At 42.4% G+C, this 24,785-nt stretch carries 27 protein-coding genes; 14 read left to right on the top strand and 13 right to left on the bottom strand.

Translation table 11 applies throughout. From position 1 onward, the window contains the following. The first annotated feature begins 5 nt into the window (after positions 1-5). The 3 genes from pstB to GTW09_RS09330 all read left to right on the top strand — a co-directional run bounded on the left by pstB (position 6) and on the right by GTW09_RS09330 (position 3,187). Positions 6-812 carry a phosphate ABC transporter ATP-binding protein PstB gene (gene pstB / locus GTW09_RS09340; protein ID WP_163111674.1) on the top strand — a complete coding sequence of 269 codons (807 nt, stop codon included), beginning with the start codon at positions 6-8 and terminating at the stop codon, positions 810-812. A 60-nt stretch (positions 813-872) separates the two neighbouring features. Further along, a complete protein-coding gene (phoU, locus tag GTW09_RS09335; protein WP_163111673.1) occupies positions 873-1,589 on the top strand; it encodes a phosphate signaling complex protein PhoU in 717 nt (238 codons plus the stop codon). A 326-nt stretch (positions 1,590-1,915) separates the two neighbouring features. Further along, positions 1,916-3,187: an inorganic phosphate transporter gene (locus tag GTW09_RS09330; protein WP_163111672.1), complete on the top strand. Its 1,272-nt coding sequence runs from the start codon at positions 1,916-1,918 to the stop codon at positions 3,185-3,187. 98 nt (positions 3,188-3,285) lie between these two features. Here GTW09_RS09330 and GTW09_RS09325 read toward each other — a convergent pair whose 3' ends face one another. Next, complete coding sequence (locus GTW09_RS09325; protein ID WP_163111671.1) at positions 3,286-4,254, bottom strand: universal stress protein; 969 nt, start codon at positions 4,252-4,254, stop codon at positions 3,286-3,288. A 202-nt stretch (positions 4,255-4,456) separates the two neighbouring features. Between GTW09_RS09325 and GTW09_RS09320 the strand changes: the two genes are divergently transcribed. Next, complete coding sequence (locus GTW09_RS09320) at positions 4,457-5,365, top strand: hydrogen peroxide-inducible genes activator (protein WP_163111670.1); 909 nt, start codon at positions 4,457-4,459, stop codon at positions 5,363-5,365. Positions 5,366-5,519: 154 nt separating this feature from the next. On the opposite strand, the gene GTW09_RS09315 is transcribed toward GTW09_RS09320, so the two are convergent. Then, on the bottom strand, positions 5,520-6,038 hold the full coding sequence (locus tag GTW09_RS09315) for a hypothetical protein (RefSeq protein WP_163111669.1): 519 nt from the start codon (positions 6,036-6,038) through the stop codon (positions 5,520-5,522). An 8-nt stretch (positions 6,039-6,046) separates the two neighbouring features. Next, positions 6,047-6,703 (bottom strand): PAQR family membrane homeostasis protein TrhA, encoded by a 657-nt coding sequence (trhA, locus tag GTW09_RS09310; protein WP_071978773.1) that lies wholly within the window; start codon positions 6,701-6,703, stop codon positions 6,047-6,049. 448 nt (positions 6,704-7,151) lie between these two features. Between trhA and GTW09_RS09305 the strand changes: the two genes are divergently transcribed. Further along, complete coding sequence (locus tag GTW09_RS09305; RefSeq protein ID WP_163111668.1) at positions 7,152-7,526, top strand: hypothetical protein; 375 nt, start codon at positions 7,152-7,154, stop codon at positions 7,524-7,526. Positions 7,527-7,596: 70 nt separating this feature from the next. Here GTW09_RS09305 and GTW09_RS09300 read toward each other — a convergent pair whose 3' ends face one another. Next, the gene (locus tag GTW09_RS09300) at positions 7,597-8,037 is read right to left on the bottom strand and encodes a MarR family winged helix-turn-helix transcriptional regulator (protein ID WP_071978775.1); all 441 of its coding nucleotides are present in this window, start codon (positions 8,035-8,037) and stop codon (positions 7,597-7,599) included. Positions 8,038-8,195: 158 nt separating this feature from the next. Here GTW09_RS09300 and GTW09_RS09295 point away from each other — a divergent pair, with 158 nt between their 5' ends. Both GTW09_RS09295 and GTW09_RS09290 read left to right on the top strand, forming a co-directional pair. Further along, complete coding sequence (locus GTW09_RS09295) at positions 8,196-8,624, top strand: organic hydroperoxide resistance protein (RefSeq protein WP_163111667.1); 429 nt, start codon at positions 8,196-8,198, stop codon at positions 8,622-8,624. Between the two features lie 189 nt (positions 8,625-8,813). Then, entirely contained in the window at positions 8,814-10,778 is a 1,965-nt protein-coding gene (locus GTW09_RS09290; RefSeq protein WP_203565700.1) for a M1 family metallopeptidase, read from the top strand. A gap of 161 nt (positions 10,779-10,939) precedes the next feature. Here the strand turns inward: GTW09_RS09290 and GTW09_RS09285 are convergent, their stop codons facing one another. Further along, positions 10,940-11,299 carry a hypothetical protein gene (locus GTW09_RS09285; protein WP_163111666.1) on the bottom strand — a complete coding sequence of 120 codons (360 nt, stop codon included), beginning with the start codon at positions 11,297-11,299 and terminating at the stop codon, positions 10,940-10,942. Positions 11,300-11,434: 135 nt separating this feature from the next. Continuing rightward, positions 11,435-11,641 carry a hypothetical protein gene (locus tag GTW09_RS09280; RefSeq protein ID WP_163111665.1) on the bottom strand — a complete coding sequence of 69 codons (207 nt, stop codon included), beginning with the start codon at positions 11,639-11,641 and terminating at the stop codon, positions 11,435-11,437. A 400-nt stretch (positions 11,642-12,041) separates the two neighbouring features. On the opposite strand from GTW09_RS09280, the gene GTW09_RS09275 reads away from it, so the two are divergent. The 4 genes from GTW09_RS09275 to GTW09_RS09260 are packed head-to-tail and all read left to right on the top strand — an operon-like array spanning position 12,042 to position 16,925. After that, entirely contained in the window at positions 12,042-12,506 is a 465-nt protein-coding gene (locus GTW09_RS09275) for a hypothetical protein (protein WP_163111664.1), read from the top strand. Positions 12,507-12,536: 30 nt separating this feature from the next. Further along, a complete protein-coding gene (locus GTW09_RS09270) occupies positions 12,537-13,799 on the top strand; it encodes an efflux RND transporter periplasmic adaptor subunit (protein ID WP_163111663.1) in 1,263 nt (420 codons plus the stop codon). Next, positions 13,780-14,478 (top strand): ABC transporter ATP-binding protein, encoded by a 699-nt coding sequence (locus GTW09_RS09265; RefSeq protein WP_163111662.1) that lies wholly within the window; start codon positions 13,780-13,782, stop codon positions 14,476-14,478. The genes GTW09_RS09270 and GTW09_RS09265 overlap by 20 nt, the downstream gene beginning before the upstream one ends. Positions 14,479-14,483: 5 nt before the next feature. Next, positions 14,484-16,925 (top strand): ABC transporter permease, encoded by a 2,442-nt coding sequence (locus GTW09_RS09260; protein ID WP_163111661.1) that lies wholly within the window; start codon positions 14,484-14,486, stop codon positions 16,923-16,925. A gap of 28 nt (positions 16,926-16,953) precedes the next feature. Here GTW09_RS09260 and GTW09_RS09255 read toward each other — a convergent pair whose 3' ends face one another. Beyond that, positions 16,954-17,874 (bottom strand): cation diffusion facilitator family transporter, encoded by a 921-nt coding sequence (locus GTW09_RS09255; protein ID WP_163111660.1) that lies wholly within the window; start codon positions 17,872-17,874, stop codon positions 16,954-16,956. 208 nt (positions 17,875-18,082) lie between these two features. Here GTW09_RS09255 and GTW09_RS09250 point away from each other — a divergent pair, with 208 nt between their 5' ends. Beyond that, on the top strand, positions 18,083-19,519 hold the full coding sequence (locus tag GTW09_RS09250; protein WP_163111659.1) for an esterase/lipase family protein: 1,437 nt from the start codon (positions 18,083-18,085) through the stop codon (positions 19,517-19,519). On the opposite strand, the gene GTW09_RS09245 is transcribed toward GTW09_RS09250, so the two are convergent. The 5 genes from GTW09_RS09245 to GTW09_RS09225 form a co-directional block, all read right to left on the bottom strand. Beyond that, the gene (locus GTW09_RS09245) at positions 19,516-19,866 is read right to left on the bottom strand and encodes a YacL family protein (RefSeq protein ID WP_163111658.1); all 351 of its coding nucleotides are present in this window, start codon (positions 19,864-19,866) and stop codon (positions 19,516-19,518) included. The genes GTW09_RS09250 and GTW09_RS09245 overlap by 4 nt on opposite strands. Then, positions 19,866-20,390 carry a YgjP-like metallopeptidase domain-containing protein gene (locus tag GTW09_RS09240; protein ID WP_163111836.1) on the bottom strand — a complete coding sequence of 175 codons (525 nt, stop codon included), beginning with the start codon at positions 20,388-20,390 and terminating at the stop codon, positions 19,866-19,868. Before GTW09_RS09240 ends, GTW09_RS09245 begins: the two co-directional genes overlap by 1 nt. Positions 20,391-20,398: 8 nt before the next feature. Next, complete coding sequence (locus tag GTW09_RS09235; RefSeq protein ID WP_163111657.1) at positions 20,399-21,055, bottom strand: YigZ family protein; 657 nt, start codon at positions 21,053-21,055, stop codon at positions 20,399-20,401. A 163-nt stretch (positions 21,056-21,218) separates the two neighbouring features. Continuing rightward, on the bottom strand, positions 21,219-21,515 hold the full coding sequence (locus GTW09_RS09230) for a CcdB family protein (protein WP_163111656.1): 297 nt from the start codon (positions 21,513-21,515) through the stop codon (positions 21,219-21,221). Further along, complete coding sequence (locus GTW09_RS09225) at positions 21,512-21,739, bottom strand: type II toxin-antitoxin system CcdA family antitoxin (RefSeq protein WP_163105117.1); 228 nt, start codon at positions 21,737-21,739, stop codon at positions 21,512-21,514. The genes GTW09_RS09230 and GTW09_RS09225 overlap by 4 nt, the downstream gene beginning before the upstream one ends. Before the next feature lie 339 nt (positions 21,740-22,078). Here GTW09_RS09225 and GTW09_RS09220 point away from each other — a divergent pair, with 339 nt between their 5' ends. Further along, a complete protein-coding gene (locus GTW09_RS09220) occupies positions 22,079-23,404 on the top strand; it encodes a TMEM143 family protein (RefSeq protein ID WP_163111655.1) in 1,326 nt (441 codons plus the stop codon). A 212-nt stretch (positions 23,405-23,616) separates the two neighbouring features. Next, entirely contained in the window at positions 23,617-24,054 is a 438-nt protein-coding gene (locus GTW09_RS09215; protein WP_163111654.1) for an SRPBCC family protein, read from the top strand. Positions 24,055-24,137: 83 nt separating this feature from the next. On the opposite strand, the gene GTW09_RS09210 is transcribed toward GTW09_RS09215, so the two are convergent. Continuing rightward, on the bottom strand, positions 24,138-24,332 hold the full coding sequence (locus GTW09_RS09210; protein WP_163111653.1) for a hypothetical protein: 195 nt from the start codon (positions 24,330-24,332) through the stop codon (positions 24,138-24,140). Between the last annotated feature and the right edge of the window lie 453 nt (positions 24,333-24,785).

The following is a 24,785-nucleotide window of genomic DNA, read 5'->3' as shown; positions in this document are numbered from 1 at the left end:
TCAACATGCTTACGCTGTTTAAAAATAATATAAAGCCTGTCAGTGAGCTAACTAGCGAGCAAACCGCAGTAGAGGTAAAAGACTTAAACCTATGGTTTGGCGAGAAACATGTGCTGAAAGACATCACCATGCGTATTCCGGAAAACAAGGTAACCGCGCTGATAGGACAAAGCGGCTGTGGGAAGTCGACGCTAATCAATTGTTTTAATCGACTTAATGACTTGTACGACGGCTGTTCTTATAACGGTGAGGTAATCATAGATGGTAAAAATATTAACAGTAAAAAGGTTAATGTATCTCGACTTCGCGCCAAGGTAGGCATGGTGTTTCAACGGCCCAACCCCTTTCCTATGAGCATTTACGAAAATGTGTGTTACGGGCTTAAACTGCAAGGCGTAAAAGTACGGCGGCATCTTGACGATGCGGTAGAAAAAGCATTGAGGCAGGCGGCATTGTGGGATGAAGTAAAAGATAGACTTTTCGACCCTGCAATGACGCTATCTGGAGGGCAGCAGCAGCGCTTGGTGATTGCTCGGGCGCTGTCGCTTAAACCTAAGGTATTGTTGCTCGATGAGCCAACCTCTGCGCTCGACCCTCTTACCACCTTGTTTATTGAAGAGTTGATGGAGTCGCTCAAAAAGCAGTGCACTATTGTCATTGTTACGCACAACATGCAGCAGGCGGCACGCGTGAGCGACTACACTGCATTTTTTCATCAGGGGAAGTTGGTAGAATATGCAGACAGCGACACGCTTTTTACCATGCCAGAGAAAAAGCAGACCGAAGATTACATAACTGGTCGGTATGGTTAGGCTGCTTGATAGAGTATATTTATTGGGTTTGTTCGAAATTTTTGATGGGGTTATATCACAATGCGCCAAGTTGCTCTTAATACGCACATCTCCGCTACCTTTAACGTTGAGTTAGAGAATTTACGTAACTCTGTGCTTACGATGGGGGGAGAGGTTGAGCAGCAGATGGTGGATACGCTTTATGCCATTAAACACAACCATGCCGCACTTGCCGAAAAAGTCGTGTTGAATGACCTGAAAATAAACTCAATGGAAATTCAAATTGACGAAGAGTGTTTAAGAATTATCGCGAAGCGCCACCCCACAGCAAGTGATCTTCGCCTAATTATGACGATCTCCAAGGCGATTACTGACATAGAACGCATGGGTGATGAGATTGAACGTATAGCCAAATTAGTTACCCGCAATAAATTGCCATCATCTGACACAATAAAAAGCAGCATGGTACTTATTGGTGAGCGTGTTATCGATATGATGCGAGGTACTTTTGATGCATTCGCCCGACAAGATGAAGAAGCGGCCCTTGAGGTTTATCGTCAAGATAACCAAATTGACAGTGAGTATAAACGACTGATTACTTACACCACTCACGAAATGGAAAAAATTACTGAAGATATGCAGGATTGGTTGGACGTGTTGTGGGCGTTGCGCTCTCTAGAGCGAATAGGGGACAGATGTAAAAACGTGTGCGAGTATGTTGTATATCTCACCAGAGGTACCGACGTTCGTCATACTTCTCTTGAAAGTATCCATCAAAAAATTGAAGATTTGACCTAAAGCGAGCAACTAGATAAATTGCCAAAGCGCCCGAGAGACGTGGCTTGGCGTGCCGGTTGAAATCTTTCTGTCACAAAAATGAAATATTTGTTTGAATTATCGTCGCAGATTTAAACTTTTGCAGAAATTCGATGATTTTCGCTATGGCTTCGAAGATGATTACGTTATCATGCGCCGGAGCCGAGGACAGGTCGTGCAAAAAACGAACATTGTGCCATTATAGAACCTGTCTTTAACATCACACTCTAGCCAAGTAGGTCTAGAGAAAGTGCTACACGGTGATGTAGCGTGAAGCCCAAATCGCAAAAGCTCGGGAGCGATAATTCGTGGATTTTTTTGAAAGTTATGGCCTGATTTTAATTCTTCTTGCCGGTGGCGTAGGTTTCGTCATGGCGTGGGGAATTGGAGCGAATGATGTTGCCAATGCTATGGGAGCATCTGTAGGGTCAAAAGCATTAACGATAAAACAAGCAATTTTCATTGCGATGATTTTTGAGTTTGCTGGGGCATACCTAGCTGGAGGGGAAGTTACCTCTACGATTCGTAAAGGCATAATCGACTCAAGTTACTTCACTGACATACCTGAATTGTTGGTGTTAGGCATGATTGCCTCGCTTTTAGCTGCCGGCATTTGGTTAGCGGTAGCTTCATGGTTAGGTTGGCCGGTATCGACAACGCATTCTATTATCGGTGCAATTATCGGTTTTACCGCGACGGGTGTCAGTATGGATGCCGTAGCGTGGGGTAAAGTCGGCGGTATTGTTGGTAGCTGGGTGGTAACCCCCGCGATTTCTGGTGTTATTGCTTATCTCATCTTTATGAGTGCTCATAAGCTTATTTTTCAAACATCTTCACCCTTTGAGAGTGCAAAGCGTTACGTTCCGTTCTACATGGCGTTGGCCGGTTTTGTTATGTCTCTTGTTACCATCAAAAAAGGCCTCAAGCACGTTGGTCTTGAGATGAGTGCTGTAAACGGTTACTTACTGGCTGTGGCTATTGCTGTTGCGCTAGGTATTGTTGGTAAATGGTTTATTGGCCGCATGAAATTCAGCGGTTCTGAAGATGCAGATTTACAGGCTGCTAATGTTGAAAAAGTATTTGCGTTACTTATGGTAGTAACGGCTTGCTGTATGGCATTTGCACACGGCTCTAATGACGTTGCAAACGCTATTGGTCCGTTAGCTGCGGTTGTCAGTGTAGTAAGCAGTGGCGGCGAAATAAATGCTAATGCAAAACTAGCCGTGTGGATCTTGCCACTGGGCGGTTTAGGCATTGTTGCCGGTTTGGCATTATTTGGTCATCGAGTCATAAAAACCATCGGTCAAGGCATTACGCATCTTACTCCTAGTCGAGGTTTTGCGGCAGAATTAGCCGCGGCCTGTACGGTTGTTATTGCCTCAGGCACGGGTCTGCCTATATCTACTACGCAAACTCTTGTCGGTGCCGTACTGGGTGTTGGCTTAGCAAGAGGTGTGTCTGCGTTAAACCTAGGTATTGTAAGAAACATTGTTGTTTCTTGGATTGTTACCTTACCCGCAGGTGCCGTGCTCTCAATTATATTCTTCTATATCTTAAAGGCGTCATTCGGCGTAGCTTAGAAAAAGCGCCTTAATGAGACCAAGAGCCGCGTTGATGTTGGTTGCTTTAGTAGTCTACAACAACGTGGCTTTTCTGTTTTTGGTCCTAGAAAAACCTTTTACACGGGGGTTTTAAATCCCGCCGGCTTTATGCCTACCACAGCACACTGAAGCTGATGCATAGTTTCTTCGGCTGTATTACCGATTATAAAGCCCGGAATGCCTACGCGCGCCACTGTACCCATAACGACCACGTCGGCGTTAACAGATGTTGAAGTGGCTGCGATATCACGTCTAGGGTGGCCGTGAACAATATGTTTTTGCGGTTTTAAATATTCAAGAACATGGTCATCAAGGTCACTCTCTAGTTCGTCAAGCAGTCGAGTTAGCTCTGCATCACGCTCGGCAAAAAAAGAGGCGACATTGTCTTCCATATTTTCGTTATCTACAGTAACAAAACCATCTCTCGTCATATTCTCTGGAATAGCGTCGAATACATGAAGTACGTGTAGCTGAGCGAATTCTAGGAGAGCAATTTGACTTGCATGGCGCAATACATCGCGGTTGAGTTCTCGCCTTACCTCGGCTTCATGTTCAGGGTAGTGGTAATTCAAGTCTAGGGCGGCCACCACGTTTTTGTATTGGCTTTTTGGTTTGCGGTCCACTATCCAAACAGGACATGGGCATTTGCGCAGCAAGCGCATATCTAGGCTGCCAAAAAGTCTGTCTAAAAAGCTTTCTTCAGCGCGTTTTATAACAAGATCGACATCATGGTTCACCACACGACTAACAACATTGATCAATGGGTCGCCTATAGCGACCGCAGTGTTCACTGGGTACTGCTGACTCCAGCTTTTCGACTGCTCGCTTAACCATTGCTGTGCTTGAGTTTCCATGTTCTGTTGCGATTCTATATACGAAAAAGATTCCATTACCATGTTGGCGTTAGGGGGAAGGGCTTCTAGCGCAAGCATGATAGTAATTTCAGCCTGATGGGTTTTCGCAATATGAATTGCTTGCGCCACAGTCTCATCCTGGCGATGAGAGTCACTGAGTACGCAAAGAATATTCTTATAATGTCCTTTCATAGTAGCCTCGTTAGCACTGTTGCTGCCGTGCAAATTCCAATGTTTTAAAAAGTGGCAACACACCATAATCCTAGTCTCAGAATGCCTGCTGTGCCACAAAAGGTTTAAGAACTTTTTGTTGCAGTTGAAAGGTTTGGGTGTGTGATAAGTTAATCTTTATGCTAGATTAGAAAGTATATTATCAATCTATTATGAGATGATCATGAAGTGGCCAAATCTTAAACATTTACACTACCTTGTCACACTGCATCAGGAACAACATTTTCACCGAGCAGCCCAGCGTTGCAACGTTAGCCAATCAACTCTAAGTACGGCGATTCAAAATCTCGAAGAGCACTTTGGTAGCCAGTTACTAGAAAGAGAGCACAAAACCTTTGTGTTTACATCACTAGGTATAGATATTGTAGAGCGCAGCAAAGTGCTGCTACAGGAAGCTGGAGAACTAGTAGAATACGCGCAAAATGCAGGTAACTGGCAGCGCGGTACGCTTAAGTTAGGTGTTATTCCTACCATTGCACCGTTTTTGTTTGAAGGCATGATGGGAGCGTTTAAGGCGTTTCTTCCCGACATTAATTTAGAAATGCAGGAAGACACCACGGAAAAGCTTTTACAGCAGCTTACCGATGGAAGGTTAGATTTACTTATTCTTGCACTTCCAATGGATACACCCGGATGTAAGCAAATGGTGCTTGGTCACGATCCTTTCCACCTTATAGCGCACGAAGATATGATGCCTGCTTTACCAAATCCGGTGGACATTTCGTCGCTTCCTAAGAAGAGTATTTTTCTTCTTCAGCAAGAGCATTGTATGACCGACCATGCGGTTAGTGCATGTAATCTTCAGCATCGCGACCAAATTAGCAGTGTTGCAGCAAGCAGTCTTTATACATTGGTTCAGCTGGCTAACAGTAAAATGGGCTATACCTTTTTACCAGAGTTAGCTATTAACCAGTCAATTTTGGAACACACTGGACTTAAAAGTTTTCCTGCGGAAGAAAAAGGCTTCAGAGAAATTGGGTTAGTATGGCGATCAGGCACTACACGTATGCAGCTATTTCGTCGTATTGGCGAGATTGTTTCTCCATTACTGCCTGTTCCAACGCTTAAATAGCATTCGCGTAAAGCCATAAGCCTTGCGCTTATACTTGTAAGAAAGCTATTTAAAACTCCGTATTTGCATCAGGACGTGTTGCTTTTTTGATTAAACAGCAAGCAGCACGCCCTTGTGAGTAGCAATATTGCAGTGCGCTTTATCAGTGTGAAAATTATAGCTTAGGGGCAGCATGGCCAAGCTTTGCTGCCCATGTAAGTTCAGCTCGAGACAGTCCATTTGCGGCATTTCTCCCAAAGCTATGTAATGCGTTATAAGCGCTGTTTGAGGGAATTCCTAAGTAGTGGCACAATGCGTAAAACAAAAGGCTGCAGCGATGTTGAGAGCCGTCGCAATGCAGATATATGTTCGCACCTTCAGAAAGCATTTTTGACAGCTCGTTGAGATACTGGTGAAGGTAAACATCATCGGTAAGCGACGGTGAAGAAGGGTGAGAATACGGTACCCAAAGCCACTCTAGCCCGCTATTTAACGCAGCATCGCGCACTTCCGGGGCATTTTCCTCACCGGTTTGAACGGTAGCAATGTGAGTTACACCTAGCATTTTCAGTTTGTCGTATGCATTCGCTATAGGTTTTTTACCCAAGCATATTTTTCCTGCTTTTAGCGAAAACCAAGCTATTGCCTGAGGGACGTTGTCCTCAATGCCGTTTGCAAACTCATTTTTAGTCACAGCGCGTGTTACACCACAAAGTAATAAATTGAAAAGTAATGGCAACCGCACCCGCCAATTACGAATACATGCCATATTGCATGGGTGTATTTTACCTTTTTCGCCACATAAAAACAGACACCCACGCTGAAACAAAGCCCTCCTGCTACGAGTAGCCAAAGCCCTGCACCCGGTAAGGCTACGTAAAGTGGGTAAATAAGGCCAATTGCTATCCAGCCCATAAGCAAGTATGTCATTACCGACACCTTAGGAAAACGATGTTGCGCAACCAGCTTAAACGCAACACCAGCAAACGCTAGAGCCCATATTAGGGTAGTCATGACAATGCCCAGTACGCCGCCAATAGAAACCAATAAGAGCGGTGTGTAAGTACCTGCTATCAATAAGTATATTGCACTGTGGTCGAACAGCTTTAGCCACTCTTTGGCCTTGTGATGAGATATTGCGTGATAAAGCGTAGAGCTTAAGAACATAAGTATTAATGTGCTGCCGTAAATAGAAACCGTGACGAGAGATAAGGTATCGTCTGCTCGATTGAGGAGAAATATGAGGCCAACAATAGCGGCCACTAAACCCACACCATGACTTACACTATTAAGCCACTCTTCTATTATTGAATATGCTCTAGCAGGTATGCGTTCTATTTGATGTTTTACTGCTGACATTAATCCTCCTATCGAACCCTTTGTTCCTCTCTGGTGATTAAAGAAACCGTTTAATCTTTTTGAACACTGCAAAGAATGGTTGAAAAAGACTTCAGAGAACACTTGTTCGCTGAAATAGAATGATAGCAGAAAAGGAGCCTAACAAAACGATATTTACGTTACCGCTTTTTATTATTAAGCGTGGTTGATTTGTTGTTGGTGAAAGCTGCCACTTTAATGCGCTAATGCATTTAAGCGGGTATTTACCGCGTATTTACCGAGTAGAGTGTAGAAAATTCCAATAAATGAATTCGTAATACTGTGTTTTTATTTATGTTGCTGATTTTATGAAGGTTTATTTTTGGTGCGAAAGCTGCAACGGAAAACGTAGATTTGATTGTTTTGACCATCATTACTGACGAGGGGTTTGTCGGGACGGTAATGATAAAGTGCACCCAAGGAGTAATATATGTCTTTCTTACGTTGGTTTTTTTCTGGAATTGTAGTGTCGTTACTAATTGTATTGGTGGGAGTTTTAGGTAACGGAGACACATTTGTTAGTCGCGCTACCGCCGAAGATACGGCAAAGCCCTATCATGGAAACATAACGAAAATTGAGAAGACATACACAAGAGTCGAGTTTGATCTAAGTAAAAAAACGCACCTTTTACGCAAAAGCCGTATGGATTACTACATTGCGCAAGCAAAACAAGCCGATAAGCGTGGTTGGGACTATAAGCGCGATCAAATGTTAGAGCGTGTAGAAAATATGTTAGCTCATCACCTAACGCAATATGCACAAGAATCTGATGCGACTGCCGTTAATTATGCATCCGCACGCTAAGCTTTTATTTTCCATTGAATTCTAGTTATTGAATAACAGCGAGCGGCGAGGACAGGAGTTTTGCTTCTCTCTAGTCGCTGCTGTTATCGAAACACCCACTCAGTTTATCTAATAAATGACGTAGCTGAATACTCTCCTCTTGACTCATACCTTGTAACTTGCAAAGCATTTGCTTGGGTACGTTTTCAGCAACTTGTTTTTGCTCTATTCCTTTAGAGGTGAGCACCACACGTTTAACCCGTTTGTCGCTTTCATCTTTTTTAATACTAAGAAACTGCTTATCCTCAAGCTTCTTCAGAATAAGCGTCATAGCACCGCCGTCGATAGCCGTGCGCTCTAGTAACTCGGCAATTGTGATGTTATTGGTTTCCCATAGCGCCATTAGTGTTACATATTGCGGGTAGGTAATATCGAGTTCTCGCAGCAGTGGTCGATAAGCACGCGTAAACGCATTAGACAGCGTGTAAAAGCGATGACAAAGTTGATTTTCTAACTTCAATAATTCAGACACGACCAAAACTCCTCATTTAATTTTTATATTTTGTATGCAAAGTACTTGATTATCAAGTCGTCATAGTGTTATTTTATTTTGCATGCAAAGTAATTGCGTGTTTTTGCTTGAGCAATAAATTTTACTTTGCACCTTTATCTTTGAATTAGGAGAATATTATGCATACATTACAACAGGTTGTTTATACAGGTACGGCTACAGCAACAGGTGGCAGAGAAGGTACTGCGAAATCAGACGATGGCAAACTAGAGCTTGCACTTTCGACTCCGAAAGAGCTAGGTGGTGCAGGTGGTGAGGGCACAAACCCAGAGCAAATGTTTGGAGCAGGGTACTCTGCCTGTTTTATCGGAGCGTTAAAACACGTTGCGGCTTCGCAAAAAATTAAACTAGCTGACGATATAAACGTAATGGGCGATGTGTCTATTGGTCCAATCGAACAAGGCTTTGCTATTGCCGTCAAACTAACTGTAGATCTTGGCGAGCTGGAGCGTGAAAAAGCCCAAGCCTTAGTTGACGCTGCACATCAAGTTTGCCCTTATTCAAATGCAACCCGAGGAAACATTGCAGTAGATATTGCATTGGCGTAAAGCGTAGCAATACCATTTAATTCATTAGTTAGCGCCTGAAAACTTAATACTTTAAAGCAAGGTATTCAGGTGCTGCTTGTTTCGTTTTCACCAAGCCGGTTTATTCCCTATGTTTATCCTTCGCTCCTTTCGCGCCAAATTGTTACTATAACGATGTTGAACGAATTATTATAAAAGACAGGAAGCAACATGAAACCAAATGGGAACCAATTTATAAAGAAAAGTGGATTACTTGCCATTTTGATCTGTGTCCCCGCGCTTTTTGCGTGTACCGACAACAGCAATAGTAATAAAAGCAGCGTAGAATCAAAGACTGCTGTAACAAACGAAAGCCTAGATAAGTCTGAAATGTCTAATAAAGTAGACGTGAATGATGCTGCCATGACCTCGGGTGTAGATTACCACTCCTTTTCTAATCCCGATGAAGTACGCGTTACGCATTTGTCGTTAGACCTCACTGCGAATTTCAATACAAAGCAATTAATAGGTACTGCAACCTTAAGCGTGTCGCGCAGTGCTCCGGGCAACAATAAACTTGTTCTTGATACCAGAGCTCTTGAAATCTCAGGTGTTAGCGTTGATGGAGAGTCGGTGCCTTTTGATTTAGGCGAAACCGATGTCGATCTAGGAACGCCTCTTTCCATCTCGTTACCCGAGAACGCCAAGCAGGTTACGGTGAACTATGCCACATCGCCGAATGCGTCAGGCGTTCAGTGGCTTACACCAGCACAAACTGCAGGTAAAAAGCATCCGTTCTTATTTACTCAAGCTCAGGCCGTTCACGCCCGAAGCTTTATACCATTGCAAGATTCTCCGCAAGTGCGAGTGACGTATGAGGCCACCATTAAAACACCGCCAAGCTTATTGGCAGTAATGAGCGCAGCAAACGATCCTCAAACGCAGCGCGATGGAGAATACACCTTTACCATGCCGCAGCCTATTCCTTCTTACCTTATTGCTCTAGCCATTGGCGATCTGCAGTTTAAGGCTATGGGAGAAAGAACAGGGGTGTATGCCGAACCTGCGCTTCTTGAAAGTGCCGCAAAAGAGTTTGAAGACACCGAGGCGATGCTTGAAGTAACAGAAGAGACTTACGGCCCTTATCAGTGGGATAGATACGACCTATTAATTTTACCGCCATCGTTTCCCTTTGGTGGCATGGAAAACCCTCGTCTCTCGTTTATCACGCCAACAGTTATTGCCGGAGACAAGAGTCTAGTGTCTCTTATTGCACATGAGTTGGCTCATAGCTGGTCTGGGAATACCGTCACTAACGCTACGTGGCGTGATTTGTGGTTAAACGAAGGCTTTACCACCTATTTAACTTATCGCATCATGGAAATGATTTATGGTCATGAGCGGTTTAAAAAAGAGGCTGTGCTAGGTTATCAAGACTTGCAAAACGATATCGCTGCACTAGAACAAAACGATGAAATTCTTGCTATCGATTTACGTGGTCGTAACCCTGACGATGTATTTTCAAATATCCCTTACGAAAAAGGCGCGCTTTTCCTTCGAGAGTTAGAGCAAAAAGTTGGGCGTGAGAATTTTGATGCATTTTTAATGCAGTACTTCGAAGACTTTGCATTCAAAAGCATTACTACAGATACCTTTATCGACTACTTGGACGAGACGCTGCTTAAGCAATATCCAGAAAAGTTAGATGCTGAGCGTATTCAGCAGTGGATTTTTGAACCTGGTATTCCAGAAGATGCACCAAAGCCTGAGTCTGATGCTTTTACCAAAATCGATGATACACGAAGCGCTTGGCTTTCTGGTGACGTAAAAGCAGCGGATATTGAAACCGCGCAATGGACAGTGCATGAATGGTTGTACTTCCTTAACAATATGCCTGAGTCGTTAACCGACACGCAGCTCGACGAATTAGACAGTGTGTTTTCGCTAACAGAAACACAAAATAACGAAATTGCTCACAGTTGGCTGATGATTGCAGTAGCCAATGAGTACAAGCCAGCATACGAGCGTTTATACACCTACCTTGTAAGCATTGGTCGCAACAAACTGGTTAAGCCGCTTTATCGCACGCTTTCGCAAACACCCGAAGGTAAAGCATTGGCGAAAAAAGCATTTGAAGAGGCAAAGCCTGGCTACCATCCATTGACGATAAGAGCCAACGAAGGTTTTGTTAACTAAGCGCTGTATGAGACGTCTCTTAAAGAGTGAGTAGCTAAAGCCTGCTCTCTCAGAAAATACGTTGTATAAAGGCCCTATCAACTTTGGTTGGTAGGGCTTTTTTATGCAGTTTAAACGCGGCTTTGATCAGCATGATCGCTTTTGTCGCTACATCAGCCAAACTATTCTGTAGATGCTTGTTTTTTTCGCTCTACTCCCGATGCCCCAGTAATTATTAAAAATAGAAAATACCCTAAAATCAGAGCTAGAATATCGTATACGTCAAAAACTCTGTTGCTCCAAATTTGCTCGATCTCGTAAAGTAGTGTTCCAAGCAGAATAAAAGCAGGATATTTATAACTATATTTTTCTTTGGCAACCATTACCTTCGAGAAAAATAGCACGCCCAAAATAGAGAAAAATGAAGGGGCGCTGCCTAAAAGAAAATTGACAGGAGTGCTATCAACACTCATATCTCTTGCTATTTTTGAAACCATCCCTGCAATCGTGCTTATCAAGGCGAGGTAGAAGTATTTATTCATGTGCATCGCCTCAGAAGTTAATTACAAACGTCAGTATGAAATTAGCCTTGATAAATAATTCATTAATACGTATTACATCATCCATATAGAAATAGAGTGGATTAGCTGCTTCTAAACTGTCCACTCGACAATATACTATTGATACATATTACTTCTAAGGCTACCGTTCATTTGTCCGCCTGAACTTGTGCGGCCACTATCCCAAGACATACCCATAGCTGAATCTAAAATTTTTCCTCCTACATACCCAAGTGCCATCCATAAACATGGATTACCTCCATTTACTTCATAAGTTTCGTCAATTGAGAGATCTCTAACCTGATTATCTTTTACTATTTCCATTACACTTTCCAATGTTAAGTACTGTTTTCAATAGCGCCATTGCCAAAGAATAGTTATTTTTGCATTCCTAAATTGATGTGTGATCTGTGCAAAAGGACGGTTTTAACAATATCTGGTGATAACTATGGCGCAATTAACGTTGTTGAAAAAGTTTTTAATGCTTTTGATAAAAGAAAGCGGCAGCAAAATGGGTAGCTCACATATCTGATGTGAAGAATGTTTTCAAAACTAATCACCGGTATTGCTGAATAAATTGAACTGTTGCATCATTATTCATTATTCATTATTCATTATTCATTATTCTTTTATTCATGGTACCAATGAGGTACGGTAAAAAAATAAACAGTGGTACACGTTATGATGGCATAGAGTTGTTGCAACGTTATGGGAAGGAATCTATATGAAAAATATTTATGCCATTTGTGCGCTCGCTATTTTCGCCTCGAATGTCGCAGTTGCAAACACAGTCGTCGGCTATGCTGAGATGACACGCATTTATCAAGACTACATTGTTGGTGACGGGGTCAGTAACCCCAAAATGCCAAAGTTCTATTTACTTGATACAAAAACTAACACTCTGCTAGCACGAGATAAAGTCATTGGAGTGCTTGGCATAGCGCCTTCTGACGTAGACAAAGTCAAAAACTTTATTGGCGATGCTATTAACCTTCCTAAATCGGTGACCGTCCCGTCTTCAGTGCTTAAACTTGAAGCAGACCACCAATATGTCATGTTTTATTTCAACATGCCAGAAGATGCATATGGGGCTGTGGTTGCCTATCATCCCACTATCAAAGAAGACCATGCCTTTTTAGTGAATACCGTTTCTGAGCGTTCTGATATTCAGTTACTTTTAACCTTCTAACCCTCTAAAATTATACGCCAAGGAGTGGGTATGGAAATTCCTAGTCTAGAAAAAGAAAGTACGGCGATATGGCTGAGAGGTTCGCTAGTCGTTTTGTTTGCTATTAGCTCCTGTTTTTTTCTTTGGCATTACTTAGTTACTAGCGATAAAGATTCTAAAAACAAACTACTTATCGAAGCTTACCCCGTAACCGCTAGCAACGCCGTTCGAGTTTTCGGCCAATTACAGCCTTTGCTTTCTTCTATGGTATCTACTGATGTTTCCGGCAAAATTGCAGAAGTTAATGTGAGCCCTGGGTCAGTTGTCAGACGTGGTGATGTATTGGTGAGGCTGGTGAACCCTTCCCTTAATCGAGAGATAGAAGAACTTGAACTGTCTATTTTATCGAAGAAAGTGAAAGGTAAATCTGACGTGATTACGTCTCAGCAAGCTCTGCTTGAGCAAAAAAATAATGTTACGTTTGCGACTTCTGACTTAAATTCACTTGAAATTGAATTGAACGCCACGGAGCAGCTTTATCAGTCCGGTATCGTTTCTCGTCTCAATTACGTCAAACTAAAGGCGAGTGTCGAGCGCGCGCGCGTTACTTTGAAAGCAGAAAAGAGAAAGCTGCAGTCATTAGCCAATACACATCAAGCGTTATCTGAAGTTGCTCAAGCAGAGTTAAAAATTTTGCTTAGTAAGAAAGAGTATTTAGAGCAACAAGTGGCAGCGTTGGATATTCTTGCTCAAGAAAGTGGCGTTGTGACACTGATGAACGATGGGTTGGACGTTGGCTCAACGCTTCAAGAGGCAGACTTTGTTGCTCAAATTGCTGATCCACTGGATATGTATGCACGTCTTTCCGTTACCGCATCCGAAGCCGCGAAAGTACAGGTGGGCATGAGTACGGTGATTAATATCAAAGGGGAAAGGGTAACCGCTAGAGTGTCACGCGTGTCCCCTTATGTTGTTGAAAATCAGATTGAGTTTGACGCAGCCTTTGATGCGACATTGCCAAACGGTGCAATCCCTAATATGAATATATCGGGAGAGGTCATTTCCAATGATGAATTAGCTTTAGTGGGTTTACCTAAAATATCCCATGTGACGGATACGCGCAGCCGCTATACCCTTTACGTTCTCAATAAGAGCACACAAACATTTGAGCTAAGACATGTGCTCATTAACGCCATTTCAGAAACCGAAATGTACGTGAGTGACGGGCTTGAAGTAGGCGAAACGGTACTTCTTACCTCACCAGACGAATATGGATCTCGAGCGTCAATCAGTTATGCAGAAATCAGTTCCTAGAACGCTAATTAATTTACAAAACGTCAGCAAAAACTTTGTAAGCGGAAAAGTCTCTTACCATGCTGTACGCAACGCCAACCTGCAAATCACCGAAGGCGATATGGCCTCAATTCGAGGCACCTCGGGTAGTGGAAAAACCACGCTGCTGTGTATTATTGGGCTACTAGAGTCGTTATCGGGTGGCCAATACGATTTGTGCGACTTTCCTACAACACAGCTTAAAGAAAAGCAGCTGTCTATTCTGAGGAACAAAAACATAGGTTGGATTTTTCAGAATTTCAACCTTATCAATGACCTGACCGTGGCGCAAAACGTTTGCGCACCTCTGCGATACAACAAAAGTCTCAGCAGTAAAGCATATACAGCGCTGGTGACTGATGCGTTAACCGAAGTAGGCATGCTAGAGAAAGCCAATGCATTCCCTAGCCAATTGTCTGGGGGGCAGCAACAGCGAGTGGCCATTGCACGAGCAATAATCAATAAGCCTGACATAATCTTGGCCGATGAACCTACCGGCAATTTAGATAAAGAAAATTCCGCTAAAGTTATGAGCCTGCTGCAGCGTTTAAACCAATCAGGCGCTACTATTTTGGTGGTAACTCATGATTTAGACATTGCCAATATGTTTCCAATCCAATACCAGATGGATGATGGAACATTGTCGCGACTGCACGTGTAAGCACCATGAATCTGACTTTGCATACCAATAGTGTTCACGACCTCAAGGGCGCTGCTAGGCGCTGGCGTCATGCAAAGTTTCAATTCTTAGTCATTGCTTTATCAGTTAGCTTATTAACAGCCTTGATAAGTGTGTTGTTACAAGTTGGCGTTGTGGTTGGCTCAGACAGGCCTGATTTTGTAGGGTCAAAGGCTAAGCTTGTTACGCTAGTACGTACCAATATGAGCAATATAGTGAAGCCGGTTAAGGGGTACCACGCTGAGAAATTAGAAAAAGTAGAAGGCGTATCTAAAGTTGCAAAATTGGGTGTAGAACGTTCCCAAATTAAAGTGGGTAAAACCTTAAGCGACGAAGTGAATATTGGTTTTTTAAATGAAACGCTTATTGAATTATTAACACTTCCTTCTGATTTGAAATCACTCGAAACCAATACACAGTCTGTGTTTGTTACAGCGGGTTTTTGGCAAAAATACCTAAGTGACTTCAATGTAGATGAAAAACCTCAAATCACAATCTACGATACCAAAACACCATACATAGTTGCTGGAATAGTGCCTGACTCTATGTCGAGGTGGAGTACATTAGAAATAGGCGTTTATGCTCACGACAGTCAATTAGAGCACTTTGCTCCTTTTCGGTTAACTGAAAGAGAAAAGGCAGACCCTCAAAAATTACAGAATAATATTGTTTATACGCGCAATTATTTGCGTGGTGCGCCCCAGTACTATGTATTTGCAAAAATAGAGCCCGGTATTTCTATACCAGACTTGATGGGAGCATATGGGTTAGTCGATTTAGATGTTGGAAATACAGTAGAATTTGTAGAAGAGCAACACAAGCTGCTTATTACAGAGGGTGTAGAGCTTAATCCCATCACGAAAAACAAAATATTGGCACAATGGCAAGCTCTGCTATTTTTGTCGAGTATCTTGTTACTGGCTATTGTCAGTAGCTTGCTCTATTCCCAAATAGGGCAGCTCATTCAGCGAAAGAAAGAGCTTACTATTAAACGAGCCATTGGTGCTAAAAAGGCTGACCTATTCAAAGAATGCTCTCTAGAATTACTACCGAATCTCATTGTTAGCCAAGTAGTGAGTTTTGGCCTGTATAGCTTTGCGCTTACTCAAATGTCAAACTCTGAAACGCTTACCACATACTTCCAAACAGAGGCACTCGCAGTAGATTTAGCGCTATTTATCCCAGTTTCTTTATTGGTTTGCTTATTGCTGTGCGCTGTTTTTAGTCTGCCCTATCTTTCTGCAATGCGAAGAATGACGTTATCCTCCAGCAAAAGCGACTCGCTCACCTCTTCGCAGTTGCGTGTTTTAAAGTACAGTGCGTTTTTGCAAAAAGTCATGCTGGTAACAAGCGTTTTCTTAATGACGCTTACCGTGCACGAGATAAAAAAAGTGGCTGATGCAAATACGTATTCATTGGATGTGATTGAGTTTCAAGTGTTAAGTGAAAACTACGTAGCGTTAAGCGAAAACTTCAAAGCGGGTAACTTCGATAACAGATTTGCAAATAAAACCGCTATTTCCTTTGATTCATTCGTAAACCCTGTAGCAATGAGGGATACGGTTTCCATTGAGGGACAAACAAAGAACGCTGTGGAGGCCACCTCGCTGCATGTCTCTGGAAATTTGTTCGCGCTGGCAAATATAAAGTTACTTGCTGGCAAGAGCGAAATGAGCCGAGATGAAGCGGTGGTAAACCAGCACCTTGCCCTGCGCTTTGCCAAGCAGCTTGAGCTAACTAACCTAGACGATTTGCTGGGACTGAAACTGGTGGTTGGCGGTTTTATGAATACCAAAGTCGTGGAAATAGCAGGTATTGTTGAAAATGTTCCACATTATGGTTTTTCGAATCGTGAGCGGCCCATGCTTTATAAGCCGTTTAGCACTATTCCTACATTGTTAGAGAGAGGTTTTTTTGCATTAATCCAACAGCCACATGCAGACGATTTTGAGCAATTTTTAACTTCATGGGCGGATGAAAATGCAGGTTCTTACAGTATTGAGCGTGAATCTCTGGTAAGCCGACAGCTTTTCAATATGGAATACCTTGAGAATACCACGCGACGGAGTGCACTTTTGGTATCCGGTATATTGGCTTTACTATTGTTGTTTAACATCTTTCATATTTCCCGAACCAATTTACAGCTAGAAGAGAAACGTTTGGGAGCATTACTGGCAATAGGAGCGAACAAGAAAGCGTTGAGTATTCAAAACGGTCTCGCACAAGTTGTCCCTTTTTTCGTGACCTTGCCCGTGGTTTTGCTTGGCGTAGTAATATCTAGACGGTTTTTGGAAGACAACCTTCAGGTTAATATAGTGAATGGACAGCACTTTTTAATTGCCGTCGCAGTCACTTTCTCCTTAATCACGCTGATCAATATCTTGTGTGCGAAGCACTTTTTGTCGAGACCGATTTCAAGAATGTTGTAAGTACGATTTAGCGCATAGTACCCAACAGCTAATCAGCTAACGCGGGATTAGCAATAAACAATATATCCATAATAATGGCTGGATCCCACTGTCGCATGGCGGTCTCACTGGCTATGCGAATATCGTCTAGTTCACTAATGGTTGCTACGGAAAACGATTTGTCAACAATAATGTGAACCAGTAAATAAATATCTCGTCCGCTTTTACTTATCCGTACTTCAACATGTTGATAGGGCACTGCAATCAAGGTTTGCTTTAAACGTTTTTCAATAACTGCTGTCACCGACTCTGGTGGCGCTTTGTTGATTACCTCTTTTAGGCTGTCGAGCATAATTTTAAAAGGCACAGGCAATATGGCGAGGCCTAATAGTATAAGCAAGACAGGGTCGACAAAGGAGGCATACTCAGCAAAATGCGTTTGTTCAATACCGTATGCAATAGCAAAGCCGAGTAAGATTGACGCACTCAATACACCATCGACAAACCAGGTGTGAGCTTCTACCGCCACTAAGTCTGAGCGCAATGGCTTACTTTGATACTTCATGTAGCCAGACACAGCAAAACACGCAGTAGTAGCAATAACACCGTAAATTATGGCATAGCCATACTCAGCCTTTATGCCACCGTCTGCAAGGCTACCAATAGCTCCCACCACGGCGTATAAGCACGTGGCAATGATAACAATGGATTTGAATAAGTTTAACGTAGGCTCTATGGCCGTGTAGCCAAAATGAAAACGGTCGTCATCGGGCAACTGCACTAAATTTGCTACTTTCAGCGTGAGCAACGACATGAAAAAGGCAATGAGTGAGTATGCGCCGTCAAACAGGATGGCGGCTGAATGGGTTATAAAGGCAAAGCCAAGTGCGATAAATACAAACAAACCCGCTACATAAAACGATACACGTAGTAAGGTTTTTTCTTTAGTGTGGTGAAAACCTATGGCCATTTTTGGCTCAAAGACTCAAGTGTTAATATCCGGCGGATAATACGCTTGTTATGAAAATAAGATAGCGAATTCATGCTGGGTGACGAGTAATTTTTTTGTCCTTATTTAGTGCACTTTTTTATCAAAAAACAGTGCAGTTTAATAATTAGATTGCCCTTGCGCTATTACTGCTATGCTTAGATCAACTTGATAATAGAAAGGGCATGCTTTGTCTAACCCAAAAACAGATGACCAAGCTACTGATACCAAAGCTACTGATGCCCAAAATGCTGGCAAACAAACTCAAACAAAAAAGCTCTCTCAGGCGCAAGAGGCTAATCGGCTAATTGCCGAGGCGGTTATTCAACTTACCTTGGCAATTGAGACAATGCACAACCGTATTAATCCGCTGAATTGGCTGACGCCATCAATACAACAATCCACACAAAAATCAAAGCAGCAGCTTAGCAGTGGTATTACAGGCATGGTTTACGAAAGTATTCGTGGCATTACTAGCGAGGTAAGCAAGCGCATTAGTATGCCGCTATCTGTACTTACTGATAGTCTGAGCGATAGACATGGCGACAGGTTCAAGGATAGTGTTAGTAGTAGTCCAGTTGGCAATATAAGCCAAGCAACACCGCCATCATCAACGTATTCACCATCACCTTCATCAATAAAGCCTACATTACTCTCAGCCATAAATGGCGTAATAGGCGATTATCTACATACACAACAGAGTCCGCTGTCCATCGCCATGACATTTCGTCAACACGGCAACGATATAGAGTTAGACGCATTGAACCAGCAAATCGTAGATTCCGAAGGTAAGGTTCTTATTATGGTGCATGGCTTATGTATGAATGATGTGCAGTGGCGGCAAGGTGAGCATGATCATGGTTATCATCTTGCTAATGACCTCTCATGCACCACAGTTTATTTGCACTACAATACGGGCCGACATATCTATCAAAATGGGATGGAGTTGAATGCACTTTTAGGCAAGTTAGCGAGCCAGTTTCACTCTCTACAAAGCCAGCACTCACTAGATATTTCAGTGGTTGCCCATAGCATGGGCGGATTGGTCACAAGAAGCGCGCTTTATTATGCTAAAGCTGCCATACCAGAAGCGGCCGCAAAAACAGAGGTAGCCGAGGAAAGTATACAGTGGGCCGAGTATTTACAAAAAATAGTGTTTCTTGGCACTCCGCATCATGGTGCGCCCCTTGAGAAAGCAGGTAACTGGGTAGACCTATTTTTAGGTATGCATCACTTCACGGCTCCGCTAACCCGCATTACTCAAATTCGCAGTGCAGGTATTGCCGACCTTCGGCACGGATATATTGTTGAAAGCGACACCCATTCTGAACGGCGTTTTGATTTTGTTAGCGATCAACGTAAACCCATTCCACTGCCTGATGGGGTAGCGTGTTTTGCCATTGCAACAACGTCCTCGGCATCGCCAAATGCTATTAATAAGCATCTTGTTGGTGATGGTTTAGTACCCCTTAATAGCGCACTAGGCATTCATGAGAATGAAGCGTTTAACCTTAATTTTAAGCCAGAAAATCAGTGGGTGGGAAATAACATCAGTCACCTCGGGTTACTGGGGAATAAAACAATTTACAACGTTATTCACCGGTGGCTTTCGCAGGGCGCTTACTAACGAATAAACGCCTTCCATTCTTGCAGTAAATGTTTGAAATCTGCCAAGCCGCAACCTGCTTGCATCTCTTGGTCGTAATCTTCGGCAAATTCTTTGTGACTGGTTTCGTTGTGATTGAGGGTAAGAATTACTTCGTCGTCTTCAATGGTTAACGTATATTCCTTGCCAATAAATTGGTAATCAGGAATGTTGCGACACAGCAGGTTTTCAATGGCATCTAGCACCGTATTAATGCTTTCGCGATCGGTGCCTAAATCGTTACTTAACCAATCACCAAAAGCTTCGCATTCAATATCACATTTGGCGGAAGGCTCTCCTAACATGTCAGTGCGAAATTGAAAATCCATCAGGCCTCCTTGGGAACATTATAAACATACCCTGTTAATTCTAGTTCAGTTAAATAGACTCGCACGTCAAATTCAATTTGATGGTAATCGGGTAGCATGTGTTGGCAGAGCTTGTAAAAGGCTTTGTTATGTTCTTTTTCTTTAAGGTGGGCTAATTCATGCACTACTATCATGTTCAAAAATGGCTCGGGCGTGTTTTTAAACAGGCTGCTTACTCGCAGTTCATTTTTACTCTTTAATTTACCGCCTTGTACCCGCGATACATAGGAGTGCAATCCAAGGGCGTGGTTCACTATATGAATTTTTTGATCGTATATGACCTTACTCAACGGTTGAGTTTTTTTCATATACTGGTTTTTAAGCCCGATCACATATTCGCGTAAGTCGTTGTCGTTTGCCACTGAGTGAGTGGCAGGGTAACGAGTGCGCAGCCAATCTCCCAGCGCGTTGTCGTCAATCATCTGTTGAATTTGTTGTTGCAGTCTCTCAGGGTAGTGTGAGAGATATTGAAGCCTGCTACTCATATTGGCACTCATACTGGCGTATCATCCACATGGCCTGGCTTGCTTTCAACGTCCGGGCTGTCACCTTGCTGGTCTTCGATGTCTTGATTAACAATTGGCGCCAGCTGCTGCTTTATTTCTTCTACGTGGGAAATGGGTATTTGAATATCAATACTTACCTGCTGTGCATAGCGACAGTCGGCAATGTTGCCCGACGCTTGCTGAACCAAATACCTAACAAATTGTTCGTGTTTAAAGTCTACATCAACGGTAAGCATGTGAAGGGTAACTTCTTCTCGTACAGTAAGCTGTTCAATGGCTTGCTGCGCCGATGCAGAATAAGCGCGAACTAGGCCGCCAGCGCCTAGTTTTATGCCGCCAAAGTAACGAGTCACTACAATCATTACATCGCCAATATTTTTATGCTGAAGCACGTTTAAAATAGGTTTGCCGGCAGTGCCACTTGGCTCTCCATCATCGGCCATAGCAGCGCTTACTGGAGAGCTTGGAGGACCAAATATATAGGCCCAGCAGTGATGTCGTGCATCGGGGTAGCGCTTCTTTACTTCATCAAGCACGGCCATTGCGCTCTCGCGAGAGTTGGCAAATGCTGCCATCGCAATAAACTTGCTTTTCTTTACTTCAAACAGGACTTCAACCTGATTGGCGGGAACGGGATAATTCATTCGCTAAGTATACCCCATTGCGCAGCTGCAATTAAGCGGGTCGTAGTGGTAGTGCAATAGAATACGAAATATGCGCAGTTGATGAAATTGAGAAAGCTGCTGGATAACCTAAACAAGATGTTGCTATATTCTGTGGCCAGCTAGAAATTGATGAATGCTGTAATTAAAAACCATCGATAAGCAGATCGATACCATACTTAATTTTTGTTCTAATCGGTTTCAATGACTGTTCTGGGATAAGTTTTAAATTGCGCTTTGAGACCGTCGCTATGTCTAGCAAGTCGACATAATAATTAACGCCGCTCACTTCACAAGGTATTTGTAAATCTTTTACATAAGAAAGGCCTTCAAACGGTTTTAATGGCGCCACCAAGATACTTTCAACTTCATTGAAAACAGTGTTAGTCAAAATAACAACTATTGATGATGAATACTGACAAACAGAAAACTGAGTTATCATGAAAGCTGACTTATCGATTCTGAAAACGTCCCCGTCTCTAACACTTTTTGATTATGGGTATTTAGTGCATCTTTGTTGTGTTTAAACCATTCAACCTTCTTTTTTTCATTTACAGCTTGTATCAAAGCCGTTTCAAATACTTCGGATAACTTAATATTTAGTGATTTAGCCTCACTGAGTAACTCACTGTTAATTGATGTATTACAAGATACTTTTTGGCGCATGACTGACTCCGATCTGCTCTTCAATTATATTATGCGCATTTTTTATGCGTGTAGCAATGGCGCAAATTTTAAGCGCTGAAAAACGGGCTTCTGAGAAGAGTTGAAATATTGTTTGAATATCTGCTTTGGCGCTGCTCTTGAATAATCTTTTCATTAAGTAGAGTACCTTATTATCAAACACCAATTTATGTTGTAAGTAGCCTTTAGGTGCATTGTGTTATCAGTCATTTATGGTTTACTGAGCACATGAATTTGTTTCGTTAGCCACTTGTAAAGCGCCACTGACTAGATAAAAAACGGTGCGCCAAGTGTTAGTGAATTACCTACGTTAGAACGGTTATGTCCTCAGAACGATTTATACCTTTTCGCAAAGCCGATGTTGTTTCCATGTGTAACGATGTCCTCATTAACAAAGAAACCGCTGACGCTGATAGCACTGCTAACTCCTTTGAGGTGTTTTGCAATTTGTTGGTGAACCGCATTCACTTTCAGTATCACGAGCAGCTAGAGCGCTTGAAAAACAGCTACGCGCTTTTCGACCCTAACAAAGATACCCGCACGCTTAAAGACATTACAGATAGCGAACGCAAGGCCGTTCAAAAAGACTTCGCCAGTGAGTTTTCCACATTATTAGATTCTGCAAACTTTGAAAAAGTCACCGATACTGATTTAGAAGATGCGCTGCATGAAGAGTCGCTGTTTAAAGTTCGTTTGGCGGTAAGTTTTGACGATTTTCAAGAAGTCGTGTTTTATCGTCGAGGTGAATCGGTTAAAACAGAAACGCTACGTACGTTCTTTGGATTACGTAAAAAATCGATATCGTTTACCAACTACGAACGAGTGGCGGTTTATATTACCTTTAAAGATAAAGACTACTTCGAGCAACGGAAAGGTACTAAAAAACAGCTCCCTGTCACTTTCACCCCTGGAGCCACCATTATTAAGCTGTTTCAAAACGTACCCAAAGCAGATTTGGAAATGCTATTTCCAAACAGTGAAGTGAAAATGCGTCCGCTCGATAAACTTATCATTGGGGCGTCGGCAACGGTAGGTGGCATTGTTGTGCTGGTGACGAAATTAGGGGCGTCTATATTACTACTGTCGTCATTTTTAGCGTTTTGGTTAGGGCTTAAAGATGAGTCGGTAGAGCTTACAAAGCAAAGCCTGATTACCTTTGGTATTGGTATGGGAGTGTTCGGTAGCTTTGTCTTCAAAGAATGGTCGAAGTTTAAAAATCGAAAAATACGGTTTATGAAAGCCCTTTCGGACAACCTTTATTTTAAGAATTTAGATAACAACGCTGGCGTGTTTCACACTCTGGTAGATGCCGCAGAAGAGGAAGATTGTAAAGAAGCGTTGTTAGCTTATACCTTCTTATTAAAACATGAAGGAGCAGGGATGAGCGCAGATGAACTCGATAAAGAGATTGAAGCTTGGTTTGAGCACACTCACAATTGCACCTTAGACTTTGATGTGTCTGATGCTATCGATAAATTGGTTAAAATGAAGTTGGTAGATACAAAGCCAGTAGAAACAGGGCTCGAAGAAACAAAGTTCGTAGAAACCAAGCTCGCAGATAAAAATAACGTGCGTTTCACGGCAAAGCCGTTAAAAAATGCTATTAATGAATTAGACGAGTATTGGGACAATATTTACCAAGGCTAGCTTTGTAGGTTTAGTTTTTAAGGGTGTATCTATTGAAGGTCATTTCTTGCAGGTCCATTTTTTGTAGATACAGCTTTTCCCCAAAAACAAACCCATTCACATAATGGCCGAATTGCCTATAGTTGCAGATAAAAAGTGGTTATTTGAGCTATTCACACATTGCTCTATATTCAAGCAACCAATAGGCTCACGTTTTTTCTAATAGGTATCTAATGTTTTCAATTCATGTAGAGAGAGTTATCGATAAACCTATCCAGGATGTGTTTGCGATGCTAAGCGATCACGAAAACTATGCGCAGTTTAAAGGCGTGGATGAAGCGAACTTATTAGTTCATGGTAAAGACGACAAAAACGGGTTAGGCGCTGTGCGTGAAATTATTGCCGGTGGCGCTAATTTGCATGAGGAAATAGTGGCTTTTGAGCCGCCCTACAAATTAGGCTACAAAGTTATAAAGTCTAAACCTCTTCCTTACGATCATCAGTTAGGCGAGATTACGCTTAAAGAACAAGACGGCAAAACCCATGTCACTTGGCGTTCGAAGGGGCACATTACTATTTTCTTACTGGGCAGTCTGTATTTCGATAAGCAAATTCAAAAAAACGGTGGCAGAGCGTTTGGTAGTATCTTAAAGCAGATTGGCAACTCATAACTATGGCTAAAATGCTCCGTTGAGAGGATGCTTGTTTAGATAGTAGATAGTAGATAGAAGGCTTGTTTAGATAGGAAGCCTGTTTAGATAGAAAACTCCACTCTTGCAAAAAATAACGTGCTGTCGTTAATACGATATTCATAGGCAGCAATACCGAGCGTTCTATTTATCGTAGTGCGCTCCTCTAGTCCACCCGATGCCACATAGCTTGTGTCGTTAACGAGAGTAAGTGAGAGGGAGTTTGCAAAGGTGTTGGCAGCACAAAAAAATGGCGCCAAAACCAAACTGAGCTTGAGCGTGTTAGGCCGTGCAGCTCGTTTTTTTAATTGTGAAATACCGAATAGAATGGGAAAAACCTATCTTCCAATTTACTGATTGAGTACCACTACCAACCAGCTTTTATATCACCTTCTACGTAGGTCAGGTATGAATTAGCTCAACTGAACTTTCAAAAGAAACGACTATTGAAAAATAAGCTCCCTAAAAACAGCTTTAAAACAAGCGGCTCGAATTAACTGCCCAGGTGAAAAATGTGTAGAGATTAACAGCGCATAAACTGTCAGCTTAAAAGCTTCTTGACTGCGTTGGTAAATGTGGTTCTGACCCTGAGGTATCCCCACAAATAATGACTAAAATTCAGTAAGATAAAAAATAAAGGGAACATTCATGACGTTTGGTGATCAGATCTTTCGCCAAAAACAAATGAAGGTTAAACGCCATGAATGCCCTAT

The sequence above is a fragment of the Alteromonas hispanica genome (genome assembly GCF_010500915.1).
Classification (GTDB): Bacteria; Pseudomonadota; Gammaproteobacteria; order Enterobacterales; family Alteromonadaceae; genus Alteromonas; species Alteromonas hispanica.
Note: the sequence above shows the minus strand (reverse complement) of the source record. Positions and strands in the feature narration are given on the sequence as shown.

Excerpts from the sequence above, each read along its gene's own strand:
- GTW09_RS09320 (WP_163111670.1), top strand. The coding sequence starts at position 4,457 with ATGAAGTGGCCAAATCTTAAACATTTACACTACCTTGTCACACTGCAT.
- GTW09_RS09270 (WP_163111663.1), top strand. The coding sequence starts at position 12,537 with ATGGAAATTCCTAGTCTAGAAAAAGAAAGTACGGCGATATGGCTGAGA.
- GTW09_RS09285 (WP_163111666.1), bottom strand. The coding sequence starts at position 11,299 with ATGAATAAATACTTCTACCTCGCCTTGATAAGCACGATTGCAGGGATG.
- GTW09_RS09215 (WP_163111654.1), top strand. The coding sequence starts at position 23,617 with ATGTTTTCAATTCATGTAGAGAGAGTTATCGATAAACCTATCCAGGAT.
- GTW09_RS09220 (WP_163111655.1), top strand. The coding sequence starts at position 22,079 with ATGTCCTCAGAACGATTTATACCTTTTCGCAAAGCCGATGTTGTTTCC.
- GTW09_RS09245 (WP_163111658.1), bottom strand. The coding sequence starts at position 19,866 with ATGGATTTTCAATTTCGCACTGACATGTTAGGAGAGCCTTCCGCCAAA.
- GTW09_RS09235 (WP_163111657.1), bottom strand. The coding sequence starts at position 21,055 with ATGAATTATCCCGTTCCCGCCAATCAGGTTGAAGTCCTGTTTGAAGTA.
- GTW09_RS09260 (WP_163111661.1), top strand. The coding sequence starts at position 14,484 with ATGAATCTGACTTTGCATACCAATAGTGTTCACGACCTCAAGGGCGCT.
- GTW09_RS09295 (WP_163111667.1), top strand. The coding sequence starts at position 8,196 with ATGCATACATTACAACAGGTTGTTTATACAGGTACGGCTACAGCAACA.
- trhA (WP_071978773.1), bottom strand. The coding sequence starts at position 6,703 with ATGTCAGCAGTAAAACATCAAATAGAACGCATACCTGCTAGAGCATAT.
- GTW09_RS09275 (WP_163111664.1), top strand. The coding sequence starts at position 12,042 with ATGAAAAATATTTATGCCATTTGTGCGCTCGCTATTTTCGCCTCGAAT.
- GTW09_RS09290 (WP_203565700.1), top strand. The coding sequence starts at position 8,814 with ATGAAACCAAATGGGAACCAATTTATAAAGAAAAGTGGATTACTTGCC.
- GTW09_RS09240 (WP_163111836.1), bottom strand. The coding sequence starts at position 20,390 with ATGAGTAGCAGGCTTCAATATCTCTCACACTACCCTGAGAGACTGCAA.
- GTW09_RS09280 (WP_163111665.1), bottom strand. The coding sequence starts at position 11,641 with ATGGAAATAGTAAAAGATAATCAGGTTAGAGATCTCTCAATTGACGAA.
- GTW09_RS09230 (WP_163111656.1), bottom strand. The coding sequence starts at position 21,515 with ATGATAACTCAGTTTTCTGTTTGTCAGTATTCATCATCAATAGTTGTT.
- GTW09_RS09255 (WP_163111660.1), bottom strand. The coding sequence starts at position 17,874 with ATGGCCATAGGTTTTCACCACACTAAAGAAAAAACCTTACTACGTGTA.
- GTW09_RS09225 (WP_163105117.1), bottom strand. The coding sequence starts at position 21,739 with ATGCGCCAAAAAGTATCTTGTAATACATCAATTAACAGTGAGTTACTC.
- GTW09_RS09305 (WP_163111668.1), top strand. The coding sequence starts at position 7,152 with ATGTCTTTCTTACGTTGGTTTTTTTCTGGAATTGTAGTGTCGTTACTA.
- GTW09_RS09265 (WP_163111662.1), top strand. The coding sequence starts at position 13,780 with ATGCAGAAATCAGTTCCTAGAACGCTAATTAATTTACAAAACGTCAGC.
- phoU (WP_163111673.1), top strand. The coding sequence starts at position 873 with ATGCGCCAAGTTGCTCTTAATACGCACATCTCCGCTACCTTTAACGTT.
- GTW09_RS09325 (WP_163111671.1), bottom strand. The coding sequence starts at position 4,254 with ATGAAAGGACATTATAAGAATATTCTTTGCGTACTCAGTGACTCTCAT.
- pstB (WP_163111674.1), top strand. The coding sequence starts at position 6 with ATGCTTACGCTGTTTAAAAATAATATAAAGCCTGTCAGTGAGCTAACT.